Genomic DNA, 19,570 nt, shown 5'->3' with positions numbered 1-19,570 from the left:
TGATAAAAAAAGAGAGGGTTGAAGACGTGGAAATTGATTTTTTCTGGATAGGTGCAGGGTTGGCATTGTTGGGTTATTTCATCGGAAATGGTTTGAAAAATTTTAAAAATCCTAAAGGCAGTCCATCAGGAACTCCTTTATTAATTAAAGAACGAGATTTATTTGTTTATTTAAGATTACGCCCTGAAGAGGTTAGAGAACTGTTGGAAAAATATCCTGATGCACCTAAATTGGTATTAAAAGGAACTACCTATTATCCATACGAACAATTGGTTCAATGGTTGTCGTCGGAGGATTTGTATAAAAAACAATGATATTTGCCTGCTGCCTTTAGGCGGCTTTTTTTCTAACAAATAATGGTACAAATAAACAGATTTATGGTATTCTTGATTTAGAATATTTTGACAGGAGGCTATCCAATGTAGAATTCCCCGCTTTCTTAAAACTTAATAAATTAAGAAGTGAGGGTACCTATGTCAAAATTTAAAAATGAGATGTCATTTAGGTTTCTTTGGCTTGGTCAAATGTTAGCTAATCTAGGTGATGTCATCTATACAGTTAGTTTAACAACAATTGTTTATAAAGCAACTAACTCTGTAACATTAATGTCGCTAGTGCCATTTGTTATCACCATTACGGCATTATGCAGCGGTTTTTTTGCGCCGATTATTCTTGATCAATATAAACTGAAATGGATTTTATTTTATTCGCAAAGTGGTAAGACGCTGCTGCTTTTCTTGCTTTGTATATTAATACCGACGATTCAGTTAGATAACTTGATTCTATTGTATATACTGATTGCCTTCATATCCTTTTTAGATGGATGTGCTACGCCAGCCAGAAATGCACTAGTCCCAGTTCTCGTACAAAAAGAGAAACTCGTCAAGACAAATAGTTTTTTAGCTGTTCTTGACCAAATAACGCAGTTAATCGCCTGGCCGATTGGGAGCATACTGTTAGTTATTTGGGGAGGGAATCATCTTCTTTGGCTGACTTTCTGCTTATTCATTATTTCTTCATTGTTTATGTTTTATATTAAACAAGATCAGCAACCAAAAAACGAAGTGATTATTTCTAAGTGGTCCTCCATTAAAGAAGGCTGGATAATTATTTGGGAGAATAGACAACTCCGATCTATTAGTTTAATGAATATTTTTGAAACCTTTGCTAATGGCGTTTGGATTGCTGCGATTTTATATGTATATGTAGAAGAAGTTCTTCATAAGCAAGAGTTTTGGTGGGGGATAATAAATGCATCCTTCTTTGCAGGCATGTTTATTGGTGGTTTAATTGTCTATCGAATTGCAGATAAGCTGGAGAAAAAGCTGGGGTATTACATTATCTGGTCCACCTTCTTACTAGTGATCCTTACATTAGCCTTCGCGCTAATCTCGAATGCTTGGATTGCCTTAATCATTTCGTTGTTATTTGGATTTCCTCAGATGGTTAAAGACGTAGCTGAGGTATCCATTTTCCAGAAAGCAGTTAGGCAAGAGGCGCTTGCTAAAGTGTTTTCTGCAAGAGGGACTTTAATGTATGCGGCATTCGGTATTTCGTCTGTTTTTTTAGGATGGCTTACTGAAGAGTTTGGGGTGGTATGTACTTTCCTAACAGCCACAGCTTGCTTTTTGCTTTCTTTTATTACCGGGATACAGAACCGTATGTATTTAGCAGCGAAACAAGAAACTTTAAGATAACTGCCAAGTTGGCAGCTATCTTTTTTTATCAAGATAGCCATATTATTGTAGAAAGGAATAATAGATTTGTTCAAGAAAAAGAGGTATGTGGCAGCGAGTATTATTATAGTTTTATTTGTTTTTATGTGGTTTACTACCCCTTCAAATACAGAATTTGATCAATGGTTAATTGCAACAAATGGACTTGACTGCAATTCAAATCAAATATGCTCATTAGACAATATCATGATAAGCAGCAGTACTTCTAATCTATCTAATTTCGGCGTTTATGCAACTTATGAAAAGGAATTTGATTTCGAAAATGGAGAAAAACTAACTGTAAGAACGTTAGGAGTTTTCAATAAGATGCTTACGATAGAAGATGAAAGAGTTTGGGAGATAATTGATTAATTGCTAAAGCCTTAGGTTTCCGATGGGAGGAGATATCCATTGAAATGGCCGTTTTCTAAACGTAAAAAAGACAATCCTGCAGACAGATTTTCAGATGGCTATATAGAAGAACTGCTTAAAGATACAGACAATATCGAGCTAACAAGAATTCCCGCTATTTTTCCCTTATTGTTAACACGTTCTGATGTGTTGAAAAGAAGAACAGCTAGTATGCTTACTAAACATGTTGCGTGCTTAACCATCCTTGAATTGGCAAAACTTGATGCCTTGTTTCGAGAACGAACTTCATTAGACTGGTCCATGGATTGGAGTAAGGAAAACCCGGAGAATTTATTATTGCCAAATATGCCGGAAGAACAGAGAGTGATTATTTTAGGGTTGTGCAGCTTTCACCCAAATGGCTATTTCCGTGAAAAAGCTTTAATTCTATTAAATCAATACACTTCAGGTAAAGAGTGGCCATTTTTACTTTTGAGATGTAAGGATTGGGTTGCAGCAGTGAAGGGAGCAGCTGATAAATATGTGGAGCGTCGCTTAAATGATAAGTATATGGCTGAAATTGTCTCAAGTATTCCTCTTGTTTTTAAGTGGCAACTTAAGAAAGAGCATCTTTTTCAACAAGTTGCTCAAGTTTTATCACAGCCAGAATCATTGCCTTTTCTGAAAGAGGGGACAAGCGCAAAGGATAGGAACGTCCGGTATTTTTGTTATCAAATGATCATGCACGCAAATCTATATGATAAGGAATTACTAGTAAACCTATATAAAAAGGAAAAGGACCCTCTTGTGCGGCAAAGTTTGTTTAATGAATTAGTAAGTAGTCTCAAAGCTCATGAATTTAAAGAGCATTACTCCATTTTTAAAAGAGATAAGTTTCCTTCGATTCGTTTAAAGGGATTGGAGGTATTTCACTCCTACTTTCCAGAAATAAGTGGCAGGGAATTGGAAGCGGCACTTTTAGACAAAAGCAGTACTATTCGCTATTTTGCTAGATTTTTATTAAAGAAGCAAAAAACATCCATAGATTTCAGCAGCTTTTATATGGGTATGTTGAATGCTAACCAGTATATTCGTGAAAGCTTATTAGGAATAGGGGAGACAGGCAGTAAAGAACAAGCACAGCTAATACAGCCGTACTTGTATCACAGCCGTATTTCCATCACAAAAGCTGCTATCCATGCTATATCGAAGTTAGATGGAGCAAAGTATAAGCAAGAATTTATTCAGCTTCTGCAATCGGAAATGATAGGCATATCCAAGGCTGCACGAAAGGCAATAGCACAGCATTATTACGAAGATATAAAGGATTACTTATATGATATTTATAAGGAAGCAAGCTATGAACATACTAAATATAATATAGCCATTTTATTATGTTCTTTATCCAAATGGGAAGCAATTTTTTATAGTATAAGTTTTTATGTTCAATGTGAAAACAGAGAAGTTTCCAGATTAGGTAAGTCTGCTCTTTTGAAGTGGATTAATCATTTTAATCGCAGCTTTGTGACACCATCATCAGAGCAAATGAATGCATTAAAAACTTTATTATCAAGCAATCGTGAAAGACTTCAAAACGAAGAAGTAACAGCAATTGAGTTTTATATGAAAGGCTTTCATTGAAGATAAGAGGATAGCGGTATCCGCTATCCTCTTAACACTTAATGTGCTTCGTTTAAAGCATCCTGCTCGGTATTTTTGTTAATCTTTGCACGTCTTCGTTCGAGTTCAATATCCATTTCGGCCCGTTTGTCATCTAACTTATAGAAAACAATCGTTATGCCAATCAGCACACAAATAATAAGCGGAACCCAGATAAAGCTGATTTCAATATATTTTAAAGCGCTTTCAGTTTGTGTTGCATTAGGTACATATCCACCGATTTTAAGGAAAACTCCTACAAGGGCGCTGCCAAGACCTAAGCTGACTTTTACAAAAAAACCTTGGAATGCGGCAATCATTCCAGAAATACTGCGATTATTTTTGTACTCGGAATAATCAATAACGTCCGGCTGTATCGCAAATGTTGTCCCAAAGATGCCGTAAATGCCAAGACCAGTTATCGTTAAGCCGGCAATCAGCATGGCAGGGAATGTTTTTCCAAAGTAAAGGACTAAATCTCCAACAATATAAATTAAGGTGCTTAAAAGCAAAACATTTTTCTTTGCCATCTTTTTTTGGAGCCAAGGCAATAATAGCAGGATTGGCAATCCGGAAAGAATTCCGAATATCCCTACAAATGTGAGCCAATCGGTTCTGCCAAGATTATAGGTGAAATAGTAGATAACAGTCGTATTTCGGATAACATATAGACTAAAGTAGAGAAAGTTTAATATAAAAAATATAGCAGCAGGGGCTGTTAATCCTTTGAAATCCTCTTTAAAGGAGGACTTGCCAGGCTGGACGGTCGGCGGCACAACTTCCTTTGTATTCATAAAGGTGAACACAAAGACAAGCACAGCGACAATGCCATATATAGTCATTGTAACTAAATAACCTTTTTGGTCATCTCCTTGACCGAAGAAATTTACCATCGGTGTGGTGATGGTCATTACTAATGCAGTCCCAAGCAATGCGCAGATCATTCTAGTTGATACTAACCAGTTGCGCTCATGATTATCGGAAGTTAACCGAGGTACAATCGTGTTTAATGGAATATTTACGACGGTATAAGCAATGTTCAACAAGCAATAAGTGATATACGCCCAAAGAATTTTGCCTGACATGCTGAAATCAGGAACGATGAAGGTCATAATAGTAAACACAGCAAAAGGAAGTGCCCCAATAATGAAGTAAGGTCTCCCTTGACCCCATCTGGTTTTCGTTCTGTCCACCAATAATCCCATGCCAGTATCAGCAAAAGCATCGATGATTTTCGTTACTAACATTAAAGTACCTGCAACCGCTGCCGAAATTCCGAAAACATCTGTATAAAAGAAAAGGAGGTAGGATGCCATTGTACTAAATACGAGGTTGCAGGCAAAATCGCCCGCCCCGTATCCAATTCTTTTTCTCCATTTATCCATATTTATCACAACTCCTTTTTACTGCTGCTAAATTCATACTGTAGCTGCTGATAATTTTGTCAACGTTTTCATATCTGTTTTTAAGTTTTGGTAAATAGATTTATAAACTTTGTAATAGTCATTATATTTCTTGTGATTGTCTTCAATTGGCATAATCTTCTCATCAAGAACCTGCCATTTTTTCACATCTTCAAAGGAAAGCAAACCAGTACCAATTCCAGCCAGCATTACATCCCCCATATTTGCTTCGACATCGTGAATAGGACATACAACTGGATAGCCTGTCACATCAGCAAAAATTTGTCTCCATAATTTTGATTTAGTAACACCCCCTGCAAGCAAGATTGATTCACCTACATTTTCGCCTGTTGCTTCAATGGCATCTCTTAAACTGTAGGCAACCGCTTCCAAAAAGGCGCGATATATATGTGCTTTCGTATGTGCTAAAGATAAACCGACAATGGTGCCTTTCGCATCTGAATCCCAGACAGGACTTCTTTCGCCCATAAAGTAGGGAAGAACAACTAATCCTTCACTGCCAGCAGGTATATTGGCAGCCTGTTCATTTAATACATCATAAGCATTTTTCCCGCCTGCTTTTTCTGCTTCTAATTCAAATTGACATAGCGTTTGTCTAAACCACTTTACGATTGCTCCTGCAGTAGCTCCACCAGCAAAATAGTATGATAGTCTTTTAGCATCGAATAAATACGGCCAAACAATTAAGTCTTTTCCTTTCACTGGCTGATCAGAAATCAATGCGGCGCACATGGACGTGCCAATAGCTGCTGCATATTTGCCAGATTCAAACACACCAAGGCCAATATTAGCTGCACCACAGTCAATCCCGCTGGCGATAACAGGCATTCCTTCTGCAAGTCCTAACTCTGCAGCTGCTTCTTTTGTTAACCCGCCGATGATGTCTGTTGATTCAACAATTTTTTCTGGCATCATGGAATAGGGGATTCCCATTGCATCGAGCAATTCCTTTGACCAAGTGCGGTTATTCATATCAAAAATCCCGCCAATATTACCAGCTGAAGAATAATCAATCGCCACTTCTCCGGTCAGTTTATAAATAACATAATCATTCGGAGGCAAGAACAGCTTCGTTTTTTTCCAGTTTTCCGGTTCGTGATTTTTCATCCATAATATTTTCGTGTAGCCGTAGTAAGGATCTGCGCCATTATGGGTAATTTCCAGCAGCTTTTCTTCCCCGATAGTATTTAACACCCATTGCGTTTCGACAGAAGCTCTGCGGTCCATCCAAATTATACAAGGTCTTACAGGCTCCATATGCTCATCTAGTGGAATGCCTGATCCGCCGTACAGTCCGCTAATAGCAAGTCCGCGAATGTCTTCAGGATGAATACCTGCTTTTTCAACCGTGTTGCTGATAGAAGCTTTTGCAGCATCAAGCCAAACATCAGGCCACTGTTCAGCCCATAAAGGCTTTGGTGTTAACACATCATATTCTTGGAGATCTTGAGCAAGCAAGTTTCCTTCTGTGTCCATTAAAATGGTTTTCGTACCAGATGTTCCGATGTCTGTACCGAGTAAGTAGTTCATTATGATGACCTCCTATGAATCTATTAAATAGCAGTGAATGCACCATCGATGACAAAGTCAGATCCTGTTGTAAAGCTGCTCGTATCGCCAGCAAGATAAACACAGATAGATTGTAATTCATCCGGTCTTCCCATCCGTTTAAGCGGTGCCATTTCATTCCATTGAGCAATTAATGGCTGTAAGCTTGGCGAATTCAAGGTAAGCTCTGTGCCGATATATCCTGGGCTGATGGAATTAACGCGCACATTTCTTGTTGCCCATTCTACTGCCAATGATTTAGTTAATTGAATAACTCCTGCCTTTGAAGCATTGTAAGAGCATTGCGGTTGTGGAACATTAACAATATGACCTGACATGGAAGCTGTATTAATAATAGACCCGCCGCCTTGTTTTAACATGACTTTTCCAGCAGCTTGGGCGGTTAGAAATACACCAGTAAGATTAATGTCGACTACTTTTTTCCACTGTTCAAAGGTCATATCTTCAGCAGGGATATTCATGCAGATGCCGGCATTGCAAAAGGCAACATCTAAACGGCCAAAATGTTCAAGCACAGTATCAATCATAGCGTTTACATCTTGTGGGTTAGTAACATCTGCTTTGATAGCGATAGACTTAATCCCATTGTTAGCTTCTAATTCTTTTGCAGTCTTGACAGCTTCTTCAATATCTAAATCTACAATAGCGATATCTGCGCCAGCTTCAGCGAAAGCGGTTGCGACACTCTTTCCAATACCTCTAGCACCGCCTGTAACGAAAATCTTTTTTCCATCCAGTCTCATTTTTTCAATAATGCCCATATTTATCATTCCTTTTCGTTAAGTTATTTTGTAAAATAGTTTTATAAAATACATTTACATAATAAAACGTCTTTTGATAATAGTCAATCTATTTAAAAGTAAAAATTGTCAGACGCTTTTTGACAAAGCTGTAATTGGATATGCTCGTATGTTATATTTAAAGGAGTTAAGATAAGTATTTTTATAAAATTGGTTTATCAAATGAGGTATTTTCATGGAAAATAACATCACATTTAAAGATATAAAAAAAAGCAATTATTCGGCTATCTATCATCTCATCTATCAAAATGGGAAGCTTTCCAAACAAGAAATTGCTAACCAGCTGCATTTAAGCTTGCCGACAGTAACGCAAAATTTAGTCCGTTTGGAGCAAGAAGGGTTAATTGAGAAGAGTGGGCAGTTTGAATCTTCAGTGGGAAGACGAGCAGCTGCTTATGCTATCTGCCCACAGGCCCGAATCAGCATTGGAGTGGAGATCCAAAAATCTACTGTACAATTACTGGCAGTTGATTTGCTTGGAAAAGCATTTCAGCAAAAACGGTTATCCTTGGGATATGCTAATGAGCATCACTATTACAAATGGTTAAGTCAAGAAGTTCTAGCCTTTATTGATGCCTTACAAGTGAAAGAAGAGCAGGTTCTCGGAATTGGCTTTGCTGTACAAGGGTTAACATCGAATGACGGCAAAAAAATAACCTATGGAAAAATATTAATTTCTACAGGCTTGGATATTGAGGTGTTTTCACAGCATCTGCCATATCGCTGCATGTTTTTACATGATGCCAAATGTGCAGCAACAACAGAGCTTTGGGTAAGAAATGATATGGATGATGCTGTCTACCTCTCGATTGGTCCCCATCTTGGCGGAGCGATTATAATCGACAGGCAGATTTACATGGGGAAAGAAGGGCATAGCGGAACGGTTGAACATATGACAGTAAATCCAAACGGGCCCCCGTGCTATTGCGGTAAGAAAGGCTGCATGGAAACATACAGTTCTGTCCATGCACTTCTAACAGAAGACGAATCATTAGAGTCATTTTTTGAACAACTGCGAAACAATTCTCCAGTTTATGTTGCGAGATGGAATGAATTCCTTAATTATTTAGCCATTTCCATTAATAATATCCACCTTGTATTGAATAGAGAATTCATTTTGGGTGGCCATATTACTTCATACTTAAGAGAAGAGGATATTAATATTCTTCATGAAAAAGTAAATGAAAAGACAGCATTTCCAAGCAATGATCCTTTTATTTATATAAGCCGTTCTCCAGAAAATGGCGTGCTTTTAGGTGCAGGTATACCATTTATTCAATCGTTTTTAAATACTATTTAGAAGCATGAAGAAGTTTTCATGCTTCTTTTTGCTATGAAAAAAATATCATGTTAGGGAAGAAGGAATTTGTGTAATTTTGTATAATTATTAGTTAATAAGTATTTTTATTCAGTTAAACAGGAGGGGTAAAATGTCGAGAACAAACTGGATTCAAATTATAGAGGAACTGTCCATGAACGCCTTACCTGCTTTACAAACAAATATGTATGATGGATGGGTATTGCGTTTTGCTGATGGCTATACCAACAGAGCAAATTCCGTCAATCCGATATATTCTTCCTATCAAGAGGTTGCTAATAAAATTAGTACTATCGAACAAACCTATCGTAACAGAAATTTAAAGCCAATTTTTAAAATGACGAAGCAAGCTTTACCGGAAAACTTGGATGAGAATTTAGCGAAAAATGGCTATATTCAAGCTGGGTTAACCGCTGTTCAAGTATTGCCTTTAGAAGATGTAAATATTGCAGTAGTACATAAGGCTGAATTTTATCAAACTTTCGAAGAACATTGGTTTAATTACTATTGCCACCTCAATCATATTAGTGGGAGTAATCAAGTAACATTAGCGAAAATGCTAAAAAACATTGTGGCGAAAACTGCCTATTTTCTGCTGAAGAACGATAGTGGTGAAATACTTGCATGTGGGATGTGTGTATTAGAAAGAGGATATATCGGATTATTTGATATCGTCACAGCCAGCAACTGTCGTAATAAAGGGTATGGGACAGTGCTAATTCAAAATATCCTGGACTGGGGCAAGGATAATGGAGCGCAATATGCTTATCTGCAAGTAATGTTAAATAATGAACCTGCTTTAAAGCTTTATTCCAAAATCGGCTTTAAAGAAGTGTACCAATACTGGTACAGAAGCAAAGACTAATCGGAGCAGGCAAAATGTTTACTCTTATAATTTACTGGGAACTGTTTTTTTAAAGATGTAAATTTTACAAGTCATGATACAGTCCATTTTTTGAAAACATATTAATAAAAGTTTGTTTATGATTAGAACAAAGAAATGAGGGTCGAAATGGACAAACAAATTCAACAACTGCAGGATCAATTAAAAATGGAGCATAAGAATGTAGCAAAATACACGCAGCATGTGTTTGAAGCACTTGATAAATTAATTGATGAACATCGGAGAATCGTATCATCAAACGCCTTAGCAGGAATTAAGCATGAGGGCTGTGAAGAGTATGCCTTTTATAAAACGATGCATGACGTAAAGTATACACTTATGAATGAGTTGCGCAAAACGGTTGATGATTTCACTCATTTAGGAGATAAATATCATGCGAAGAATTATCCTGATGGTGTAAAAAAATAATGACTGTATTGTAAAAAATCCAGCACTATTTTAGTTGCTGGATTTTTTACGTCGCAGTCTCAGGCTGTTTAACACAAATAGCACATATTAAAACATATAATAATCGATTATAATAGAACCACATACATAATTGTCAGGTAAACGAAACGCGAAAAGGAGTATTTTTTCATGTCAAATTATAAAACTAATCCTAAGGTCGATGAATTTTTGAATAAAGCAAAAACATGGCAAGAGGAGTATAGAATATTACGTAATATCATTCTTGACTGTGAGCTTACAGAGGATTTTAAGTGGATGCATCCTTGTTATACACTTAATGATAAGAACGTCGTATTAATCCATGGTTTCAAAGAGTATGTTGCTCTTCTGTTTCATAAAGGCGCATTAATAAAAGACCCACAAGGTATTCTTGTTCAGCAAACAGAGAATGTACAAGCAGCCCGGCAAATCCGGTTTACTAATGTTCAGCAAATAATAGACATGGAATCAGTCTTAAAAGCCTATATTAAAGAAGCTATTGCAGTAGAAGAGGCCGGCTTAGAGGTTGAATTAAAGAAGAATGAAGAATACTCCATGCCTGAAGAGCTGCAGATAAAATTTGCAGAAATCCCAGCATTAAAGTCTGCATTCGAAGGATTGACACCTGGAAGACAAAGAGCATATTTATTACATTTTTCACAAGCAAAACAAGCAAAAACTCGAGCCGCTAGAGTAGACAAATATGTACAGCATATTCTTGACGGCAAAGGCTTAAACGACAAGTAAATTAAAAATGAAACCTTCCACTTATATTTCGATTGGAAGGTTTTTTTAACCCTGCATAATCGTGCACAAAATGTCGGGTTGCTGGCAATCATTTCAGCTATTATTTGGTTGAGGAGGTCGTAAAATGGATTCGCTAAAAAACATGAATAATGCAATGAAATATATTGAGGAGAATTTAACGAACGAAATAGACTTTAAAGTGGTAGCAAGGTTAGCACATTGTTCAGAGTATCATTTTAAAAGGATGTTTTCCTTTTTGGCTGGGATTTCTCTTTCAGAATATATCCGCCGCAGACGTCTTAGTTTAGCAGCACTTGAACTAACTAATAGCAGCATAAAAATAATTGATGCAGCTCTAAAATATGGGTACAATTCGCCTGATGCATTTACTAGAGCTTTTCAACAGCTGCATGGTGTTACCCCATCAGAAGTAAAACGCAAAAGTATTCAGTTAAAAGCGTATCCGCACATGACCTTCGAATTATCTATTAGAGGAGGTAATGAAATGAATTACCGTATAGAACAGAAAGACCCCTTTCAAATAGTTGGTATTATGAAAAGAGTTCCAATAATATTTGAAGGAGAGAATCCAGAAATAACAGCGATGTGGCAGTCATTAACGATGGAGAAAATAGCACAATTGCAGCAGCTGTCCAATTTAGAGCCTAAAGGAATGATACAAGCATCTCTTAACTTTTCAGAAGGGCGGATGGAGGAAAAAGGGGAGCTTGATCAATATATTGGTGTAGCTACAACGGAAAGCTGTCCGGAACACTTTTCTAAACTTGAAGTGCCAGCTTTGACTTGGGCGGTTTTTGAATCTATCGGCCCATTCCCAAGTACACTGCAAGCAACATGGGGAAGAATATACTCAGAATGGTTTCCGTCTTCTAACTATGAAGCAGCAGAAGGTCCTGAGATTCTGTCCATTAAAAATAAAGATTTAACTTCACCAGCTGTTAAAACGGAGATTTGGATTCCTGTTGTAGCAAAATACTAGTAGATGATTCAGAGCTGTTTCGGACAGCTCTGTTTTATTTCATCTATATCAAAAGTAGGAGAATACAGGCAAAAAAATAATGGTAAAATGGAAGATATGAAAGAGCTTAACTAGGAGAGGAAGAAGACAATGGATTTTCAAACGGTAATGAGTGAGCTTGAAGCACTTGGCAAGGAACGCACAAAAAAGATTTACATGTCCAATGGTGCTCATGAGCCTTTATTTGGTGTGGCTACAGGTGCTATGAAACCAATCGCTAAAAAAATTAAAATTAATCAATCATTGGCAGAAGAGCTATATGCAACTGGGAACTATGATGCAATGTATTTCGCAGGCATTATTGCAGACCCAAAAGGCATGACAGAATCGGATTACGATCGGTGGATAGATGGTGCTTACTTTTATATGCTGTCCGATTATGTGGTAGCGGTAACATTATCTGAGTCTGATATTGCCCAAGAGGTTGCTGATAAGTGGATTGCAAGCGGAGACGAATTGAAGATGTCTGCAGGCTGGAGCTGTTATTGCTGGATGCTAGGAAATCGCAAAGACACCGAGTTTTCCGAGAGCAAGATTTCAAGCATGCTAGAAAATATTAAAGAAACAATTGCAGAATCGCCTGAACGAACAAAATCTGCTATGAATAATTTTATATATACTGTTGGTGTTTCTTATTTGCCGCTACATGAAAAGGCAGTTGAAACAGCACAACAAATAGGTATTGTCGAAATGAAACGAGCTAATAAAAAAAGCAGCTTCTTACATGCTTATGAAAATATTCAAAAAGAAGTGGATAGAGGAAAACTGGGATTTAAACGTAAATATGTCAGATGCTAATTAGAATGTAAGGAGAGAATAACGATTAAAATCAATCAGTTAATTGCCAACAATATTAACCGTTTAGATGCAGACTTGCCAGAGGATCGGTCGCTCGGAATTGCAGGCTTATCCGGATCTGGAAAAACTACCTTTTGTCAAACAATAGGAGAGGAATCAAAAAAACGGCTTGTTTCTCTATTGCCTAAAGCGGAATACCAATATTTATTTGCAGATATTATGGAAACCAATTTTAGCGCTATTAATATGGAGAATATGCCGTTAGTGCTTTTTCTTGGAAAATCCTCGATTTCTTCCAATCCACGCTCTACTATTGGCACACATACTGGTGTTTTTAAAGAGATACGAAATAAGTTTGGAGAAATATTTCATCTGTCACCAGAGGTATTTTCTTTTAATAATGCGTTAGGATGGTGCCCTGCATGCAAAGGGCGGGGAACGACAAAAAATGTTGCATGTAAAAAGTGCGATGGCAAGCGTTATAGTGAAGATGTAGAGCAACATCTGCTAAAGCTTAGAAATCATCCTCACAGCATTTCTGATGTGAATAATTTAAGTGTTGAAACGATCTATTCCTTGGCGAAGGAATTAAATATTAGTGAAGAAAGACAGCTTGTTCTTCGCAATATTATCAATATGAATATAGGTTACTTAACATTAAACCGGATAATGGGCACCTTATCGGGCGGAGAACTAACCCGTCTATATTTGGCAGAATTTATGTCTGCCAGCAGCAATACGGTGATTATTATTGATGAAATATCGGTTGGTCTTGATCATGACACGCTATTAAAAATATTAGAACAGGTTCAACAATTAGGCTGTAAAAACCAAATTTGGCTGATAGATCATTCAGATAGTGTATTAAATGCAGCAGATAAGCAATTGTTCTTTGGGCCAGGCAGCGGTAAATACGGAGGAAAGCTAGTGAAAGAATCTCCGCGTCCGCAAGCCATACTTTGGGAACGGAATGAGGAAGCTCCAACTGAATTCTATCCATTTTACGATTTGTATTGCCGCAATATTCAAATGGCGGAAATCGAGATTCCAAAAAATAGACTTGTAACCTTTACAGGTGAATCTGGCTGCGGTAAATCAACTTTAGTAAATGAGTGTATTGCAAGGGATTTTCTGAAGCGATACCCAAAAGACAAACTCGTAATGGTAGGTCAGGACCGGAATCAGTCCATCACGAGCAGGTCAACCATTGCGACATTTCTTGATATAAAAAGGAAGCTATCAAAATATAGCAGCGAAATAGAAGATGTTTTTCAGCGCTCAATTGAAGATATTGTTGAAGAGCTTCCAAAAGAAGACATTGTCCATAAACGGCTAAGTTTATTGATTAAGCTTGGGCTCGGATATTTAACATTGGAACGAAAAACACAGACACTGTCAACAGGTGAATTTCAATGTGTTCACTTAGTTTCAGAGCTGTTTGCCAACACCAGAAATCCGCATACACTATTTATATTTGATGAGCCTTCTAAAGGGTTATCACAAAATATCTTAAATCAATTCATTGATAGTGTAAGAATTATTTTGGAAGATCAAACAGTCTCCATCATAATGATTGAACATAATGCTTATATGCTTGAAAGCTCTGATTTTATTGTAGATTTTGGAAAAAGACAGTCCGAACCTGTGCAGCATCTTGATGTGGTCAGTCATGGTGAATATTTCAGCCAAAAAAATACTGAGAAGAATGATGAATCGATACATATATCATCCCAATTAGATTCAGTAAAGGGAATAAATTATTTAACGGAAAATCATATCAGTTATTTTAAACAAGCTGAAAACGTCTATAAAGGCGGCATTCTAAAGAGTCTTTCTTCTATGGCACGATTGATTTACGGCGAATATGAATCTGATAAAATTGCACCAGTCATCGCTATTGATTTAGAGAGGCACTTATATAGCCAATACAGTTTTCTTTTTGAAATAGGCGGAATAATTAATCATATCGTATCTGCTCATCCAGCTAATAAAGATACAAAAAGCTTTGATTTTTATAGTCAAGCTAATCACTGTCCAAGCTGTTCCGGGCGCAGAGAAATGGAAAAATTTGATTTTGAGTTAGTGATTCAAGATAAAACAGTTCCATTTTGGGACGGCTTATTACATCCTGATGTGATGGAAGTGCTGAAATATTATCAACATGCAAAAATACAATTTCTTTTCGAGGAAATAAAAAATGAATTAGGTCATGATTTGAGTAAGAGCTATAACGAGTTAACAGAAGCAGAAAAACATACCTTCTTATATGGCTATTGGGACAAGTCATTTTATGATAAAGCGACAAAGTCTTCAAAGAAATGGGAAGGCTTCAACTTTATACTTGGCCGTTATATGGTTGTGTCAAAATCCATCATTAAAGAACAGATGAAGCAATCAAAAGAAATGATACCTTGCCCAATTTGTAATGGCACTATTTTAAATCACGAGAAAAAGCTGTTGTTTAGTGACATCGATATCCGGGAGTTAATTCAACTTCCTATTACAAAGATTATTAATATCGTCGGGTCATTACCAGTTTTAGAGAAACTTAAAGCAATCGTCGGCAAAGACATGCCACTGACGCAGGATGTTTCCTTGCTGCCTCGAAAAACACAAGCAGCCCTTAAAATGCTGGAACTTGAACTAGCAAGCTTTGTCGGCTATGAAATTGTTTTGCAAAATGTGTTGCCGTTCTGGGGCAGTATTAAAGGCAATATCGAAAACTTAAGCAGTAAAAACAAGCTGACAATCTGTGATTTTACTGGTATTGATGAAACGAGAGAAAGTATTATTGATAAATATTTCACGAATGGGAAATACAAAAAGCTGACCTATGTATATGAAGCATTCGGATATAAAAAAATTGTAACCCAAATTAATAAAATAAAAGCAAGTCATCCATGTCCTTTCTGCAAAGGCAAAAAGGTTATCTCGGAAGATAATCTTCATGATGGTGTCATGAAATTATCGGTGCCGTGTGTCAGCTGTCATGCGAGCGGGATCAATGAAGAGGGATTAGAGGAACTAGTTGAAGGTGTAAAAGTACAAACATGGCTGACTGGTACGGTAAGCGATGTGGTTACAGAAGGCGCTGCAGAGGAAGTCAAAGAAATTCCAATATTCAACCGCATTCGAGAATTAAATAAGCGAGATATGATGGCTGTATATCACAGCTTGGCAAAATAACAGAAATGGAGCAACGGATATTATGAAACAAAGTCTAGGAAATGCTGTTCAAGACTTTTGCGGAACATGGAAGTTGTTAAGGGAAGAATCTAATTATTCATTAGGCAGTCCGCCTGCTTCAGGCACGTATAATATCAAGCTAGTTGGCGAGAAAGTGCTATTTCACGTCAGCTGGGAGGAACAAAATGAACAAACATATCAAGTGGAATTTTCCGGGATTCCTGACGGGGAAAAGCATCCTTTTAAAGGTCAAGGAGTCAATTTTGTTATGTATGAAATAACTGCAGATGGAAAATTCATCTCTGCTGCATATAAAGATAGAAACATCCTTAACGAGGCAACGAGATCATTATCAGCAGATAAAACACAAATGTTCGTTACACAGCGAATACTTGGACAAGATGGACAGCTGCATGCTAATTATTCCGTTTATAGTAAAGAATAAACAGCCTGCCGCAAAAAAAAAAATAGAAGTGCGTTCAATGAACGCACTTCTAATAAAAAATTACATAAAAAAATATGTAATTCACCATTGAAAAGAGTTACTAGATATGGTAAATTTACATAGGTATGCATTTTATATTTAGTTATTATCGTATATTATCCCTATCTTAATTATACGATGTATACCATGCTTTCGTCAATCCTTTTTTGAAAAAAATTTAAAAGGAGTGTTTTTGTTGTAAATTCAATTATTTAAAACAGAAACAAAGGAATTATTGAAACGGAGGGGAAGAGGGGAGCTTTACAGATTTGAAGGATAAATTAAATAAGAAAGAAGGACTGATTCCACATGACAAAGGAAACTAATTCACCTCCATATGGCATGATTGCGATTTTATTTATCGGCGCCTTTGTAGCGATATTAAATGAAACCTTGCTTAACGTTGCTCTTCCAGCAATTATGGAGGAATTCGACGTCAATGCGACTGCAGTACAATGGCTGTCTACAGGTTATATGCTCATTAATGGGATATTAATACCAGCTAGTGCGTTCTTCATTCAGCGTTTTTCTGATAAAAAATTATTCTTAACAGCCATGTTATTATTTACTTTAGGAACGCTCTTAGCAAGCGTTGCTCCAGCATTCAGTGTGTTACTAGGAGCGCGCATGATTCAGGCAGCAGGATCAGCGATCATGATGCCGTTATTAATGAATGTGATGCTTACAGCATTTCCAGTTGAAAAAAGAGGGGCAGCAATGGGGATGTTTGGTCTGGTGATGATTACAGCTCCAGCAATTGGGCCAACGCTCTCAGGCTGGCTGATTGAGCATTACAGCTGGAGAATGTTATTTGATATTGTTCTGCCAATTGCAATTTTAACTTTAGTTTTTGCCTTTATTAAATTAAAAGATGTAACGGCCCAACGAGATATTAAGCTTGATATATTCTCATTAGTTTTATCGAGCATTGGCTTCGGTGGGTTGCTGTATGGCTTTAGTTCTGCAGGAGAGAAGGGCTGGGATAGCCCATACGTATATGGAACGATTATTATTGGTACAGTTGCATTGCTTACTTTTATCCTGCGCCAGCTGCGCATGGATGAGCCGATGCTTGAGTTTCGCATCTATAAGTATCCTATGTTTGCATTGTCGTCAGTTATTTCCATTGTTATTTCAGTCGCAATGTTTTCATCTATGATCCTGCTGCCAATCTATGTGCAGACCATCCGCGGCATTTCTCCAATGGATTCAGGCTTGTTAATGCTTCCTGGAGCGATTGTAATGGGAATAATGTCGCCGATAACCGGGAAACTCTTTGATAAGTACGGAGCAAGAATACTAGCCGTAATTGGCTTAACAATTACAGTTATAACGTCTTATTACTTCAGCAAGATTGGCATGAATACTGCATATTCCACACTTGTCTTATTGTACACCTTGCGTATGTTCGGAATGTCCATGGTTATGATGCCAGTAATGACAAACGGATTAAATCAATTGCCACCGATTAACAATCCACACGGAACAGCATTGAACAACACTTTACAACAAGTATCAGGTGCAATTGGGTCAGCGTTATTAATTACCGTTATGCAAAATAGAACGAAAGCAGAAGCAGAGGAATTAGCTGCCAATGCAATGGCAAATATGGATGCAAGTACAGCACAGTCGGCAACGGAAATTCAACAACAAATCATGAATGAAGCAATGATACATGGAATTAACTTTACCTTTATTGTTTCTACATGGATTGCAGTGCTTGCACTAATACTCGCATTGTTTATTAAACGAGTAAGACCGCATTATGGAAATCAGGCGGCTAAAGAGGAAGTTAGTACGAAGCTTGATAGTATAAAAGAGTAAGAATAAGACACAGAAAAACGGGTTGCCTAAGCACTAGGCACCCGTTTTTATTAATTATAGACTGTAATAAACATCTCAATCTGAATACATAGTAACCCAATATAATTATTATTTTAATATAAGGAAATAACAGGGATTAGTGAAGGTGTTAAATGAGTTACTCAAGTTTATTAAAAGCGAATAATTGGGGCAGAATTTATAAGGAAAAGATTTTTTTATTATAACTAGGATTGTAATTTTTTGTAAATTATTTCGTCTAATCTCCAAATAAAACTAGGAGAGAGAGCCGTGAAACTATCATCTTTTTTTCAGACAAGAAAAGGAAGAATTACGAGCTTCAAATAGCACAGGAGGGGGCGATGACAATTAACGAAAAGAATGGGGCTGAAATGTCATTATTATCCTTTGATAATTACATATATGTCGGTAAGGAATAGAGTTTAGAATAATTCGATTATTAGAGATTGCTAGAAATGACCTCCTATTATATGGTATTGTACTAAGGTACGTAAATACAATATATAGTACAGTAGGGGGATTCTTACATGAAAAAATTTGGGTTTTTGTTATTTTTAGCCATTACGGTACTTGCACTTGCTGCTTGTGGAGCTGACAAAGAAGCAAGCAAGACTTCAAGTGACAAGAAGGAATCAGAAGAAACAGAGGATTTTGCTGTAGACAAAGGTCTGCTAAATGTGGAAATTACAATGCCAGCATCTTTTGTTGAAGGCGAGGACATTGATAATACCATTAAAGAAGCGGAAGCAGAAGGTATTGAGGTAACAAAAAACGAGGATGGTTCTTTAACGTATAAAATGTCTAAATCAGAGCATAAAAAAATGATGAAAGACATTAAAACAAATGCCGAAAAATCATTAGATGAAATAAAAACAGACGGCACTTTCCCATCTGTGAAAGATATTACTTACAATAACTCTTTCTCTAAGTTCACTTTAACGGTTGATAAAGCAGCCTATGAGAACAGCATGGATTCATGGTCCATTATCGGTATTGGTATTACGGGTATGATGTATAACCTCTTTAACGGAGAAGACATGGATAAAATGAAGGTAAATATCGATGTTAAAGACGAAGCAACAGGAGAAGTATTTGATACGACAGTTTATCCTGATGATTTAGAAGAAGCAGAAGAGGAATTAGCTACAGAAGAATAAAATAATGAAAAGCCCGAATTCTTATTAAAGTGTACCCTTTGTAAAGGACATTTAAAAAAAGCCTAGGCAGTTTTAAGAAGATGATCTCTGTATTGAACAGGGGTCATCTTTTTTAAGTTCCACTGATATCTATAGTAATTGTAATAAATCA

At 36.9% G+C, this 19,570-nt stretch carries 18 protein-coding genes; 14 read left to right on the top strand and 4 right to left on the bottom strand.

Going from position 1 to position 19,570, the window contains the following annotated elements; translation table 11 throughout:
• The first annotated feature begins 26 nt into the window (after window positions 1–26).
• From M3600_RS21490 to M3600_RS21475, 4 genes are all read left to right on the top strand, one after another.
• A complete protein-coding gene (locus tag M3600_RS21490) occupies window positions 27–314 on the top strand; it encodes a DNA-binding protein (protein ID WP_233315096.1) in 288 nt (95 codons plus the stop codon).
• A 159-nt stretch (window positions 315–473) separates the two neighbouring features.
• Window positions 474–1,697 carry an MFS transporter gene (locus M3600_RS21485; protein WP_251647525.1) on the top strand — a complete coding sequence of 408 codons (1,224 nt, stop codon included), beginning with the start codon at window positions 474–476 and terminating at the stop codon, window positions 1,695–1,697.
• Between the two features lie 87 nt (window positions 1,698–1,784).
• On the top strand, window positions 1,785–2,087 hold the full coding sequence (locus tag M3600_RS21480) for a hypothetical protein (protein WP_237942881.1): 303 nt from the start codon (window positions 1,785–1,787) through the stop codon (window positions 2,085–2,087).
• 39 nt (window positions 2,088–2,126) lie between these two features.
• Complete coding sequence (locus M3600_RS21475; protein ID WP_251647523.1) at window positions 2,127–3,707, top strand: hypothetical protein; 1,581 nt, start codon at window positions 2,127–2,129, stop codon at window positions 3,705–3,707.
• Between the two features lie 38 nt (window positions 3,708–3,745).
• Here the strand turns inward: M3600_RS21475 and M3600_RS21470 are convergent, their stop codons facing one another.
• From M3600_RS21470 to M3600_RS21460, 3 genes are read right to left on the bottom strand one after another with little or no spacing between them, the layout of a single operon-like run.
• Window positions 3,746–5,110, bottom strand: coding sequence for an MFS transporter (locus tag M3600_RS21470; protein WP_251647522.1), 1,365 nt, complete (start codon window positions 5,108–5,110; stop codon window positions 3,746–3,748).
• A 33-nt stretch (window positions 5,111–5,143) separates the two neighbouring features.
• Window positions 5,144–6,679: an FGGY-family carbohydrate kinase gene (locus M3600_RS21465; protein ID WP_251647520.1), complete on the bottom strand. Its 1,536-nt coding sequence runs from the start codon at window positions 6,677–6,679 to the stop codon at window positions 5,144–5,146.
• 23 nt (window positions 6,680–6,702) lie between these two features.
• Window positions 6,703–7,479, bottom strand: coding sequence for an SDR family oxidoreductase (locus M3600_RS21460; protein ID WP_233315102.1), 777 nt, complete (start codon window positions 7,477–7,479; stop codon window positions 6,703–6,705).
• Window positions 7,480–7,693: 214 nt separating this feature from the next.
• Here M3600_RS21460 and M3600_RS21455 point away from each other — a divergent pair, with 214 nt between their 5' ends.
• From M3600_RS21455 to M3600_RS21410, 10 genes are all read left to right on the top strand, one after another.
• The gene (locus tag M3600_RS21455; protein ID WP_233315103.1) at window positions 7,694–8,818 is read left to right on the top strand and encodes an ROK family transcriptional regulator; all 1,125 of its coding nucleotides are present in this window, start codon (window positions 7,694–7,696) and stop codon (window positions 8,816–8,818) included.
• 130 nt (window positions 8,819–8,948) lie between these two features.
• A complete protein-coding gene (locus tag M3600_RS21450; protein WP_233315104.1) occupies window positions 8,949–9,701 on the top strand; it encodes a GNAT family N-acetyltransferase in 753 nt (250 codons plus the stop codon).
• A 147-nt stretch (window positions 9,702–9,848) separates the two neighbouring features.
• Window positions 9,849–10,148 carry a hypothetical protein gene (locus tag M3600_RS21445; RefSeq protein WP_233315105.1) on the top strand — a complete coding sequence of 100 codons (300 nt, stop codon included), beginning with the start codon at window positions 9,849–9,851 and terminating at the stop codon, window positions 10,146–10,148.
• Between the two features lie 168 nt (window positions 10,149–10,316).
• Window positions 10,317–10,913, top strand: coding sequence for a YdeI/OmpD-associated family protein (locus tag M3600_RS21440; RefSeq protein ID WP_237942871.1), 597 nt, complete (start codon window positions 10,317–10,319; stop codon window positions 10,911–10,913).
• Between the two features lie 124 nt (window positions 10,914–11,037).
• Window positions 11,038–11,913 (top strand): AraC family transcriptional regulator, encoded by an 876-nt coding sequence (locus M3600_RS21435; RefSeq protein WP_251647518.1) that lies wholly within the window; start codon window positions 11,038–11,040, stop codon window positions 11,911–11,913.
• 129 nt (window positions 11,914–12,042) lie between these two features.
• Entirely contained in the window at window positions 12,043–12,750 is a 708-nt protein-coding gene (locus M3600_RS21430; RefSeq protein ID WP_233315108.1) for a DNA alkylation repair protein, read from the top strand.
• A 24-nt stretch (window positions 12,751–12,774) separates the two neighbouring features.
• Window positions 12,775–15,936, top strand: coding sequence for an ATP-binding cassette domain-containing protein (locus tag M3600_RS21425; RefSeq protein WP_251647578.1), 3,162 nt, complete (start codon window positions 12,775–12,777; stop codon window positions 15,934–15,936).
• Window positions 15,937–15,958: 22 nt separating this feature from the next.
• Entirely contained in the window at window positions 15,959–16,381 is a 423-nt protein-coding gene (locus M3600_RS21420) for a hypothetical protein (RefSeq protein ID WP_251647516.1), read from the top strand.
• A 348-nt stretch (window positions 16,382–16,729) separates the two neighbouring features.
• Window positions 16,730–18,244: a DHA2 family efflux MFS transporter permease subunit gene (locus M3600_RS21415; protein ID WP_251647514.1), complete on the top strand. Its 1,515-nt coding sequence runs from the start codon at window positions 16,730–16,732 to the stop codon at window positions 18,242–18,244.
• A 545-nt stretch (window positions 18,245–18,789) separates the two neighbouring features.
• On the top strand, window positions 18,790–19,419 hold the full coding sequence (locus tag M3600_RS21410) for a hypothetical protein (RefSeq protein WP_233315111.1): 630 nt from the start codon (window positions 18,790–18,792) through the stop codon (window positions 19,417–19,419).
• A gap of 62 nt (window positions 19,420–19,481) precedes the next feature.
• On the opposite strand, the gene M3600_RS21405 is transcribed toward M3600_RS21410, so the two are convergent.
• On the bottom strand, window positions 19,482–19,570 hold an 89-nt coding region (locus tag M3600_RS21405; RefSeq protein ID WP_164849711.1), incomplete at its 5' end, for an IS3 family transposase.

The sequence above is a fragment of the Niallia sp. MER 6 genome, assembly GCF_023714395.1.
Classification (GTDB): domain Bacteria; phylum Bacillota; class Bacilli; order Bacillales; family Cytobacillaceae; genus Niallia.
This window is presented reverse-complemented; position numbering and strand designations above follow the sequence as displayed.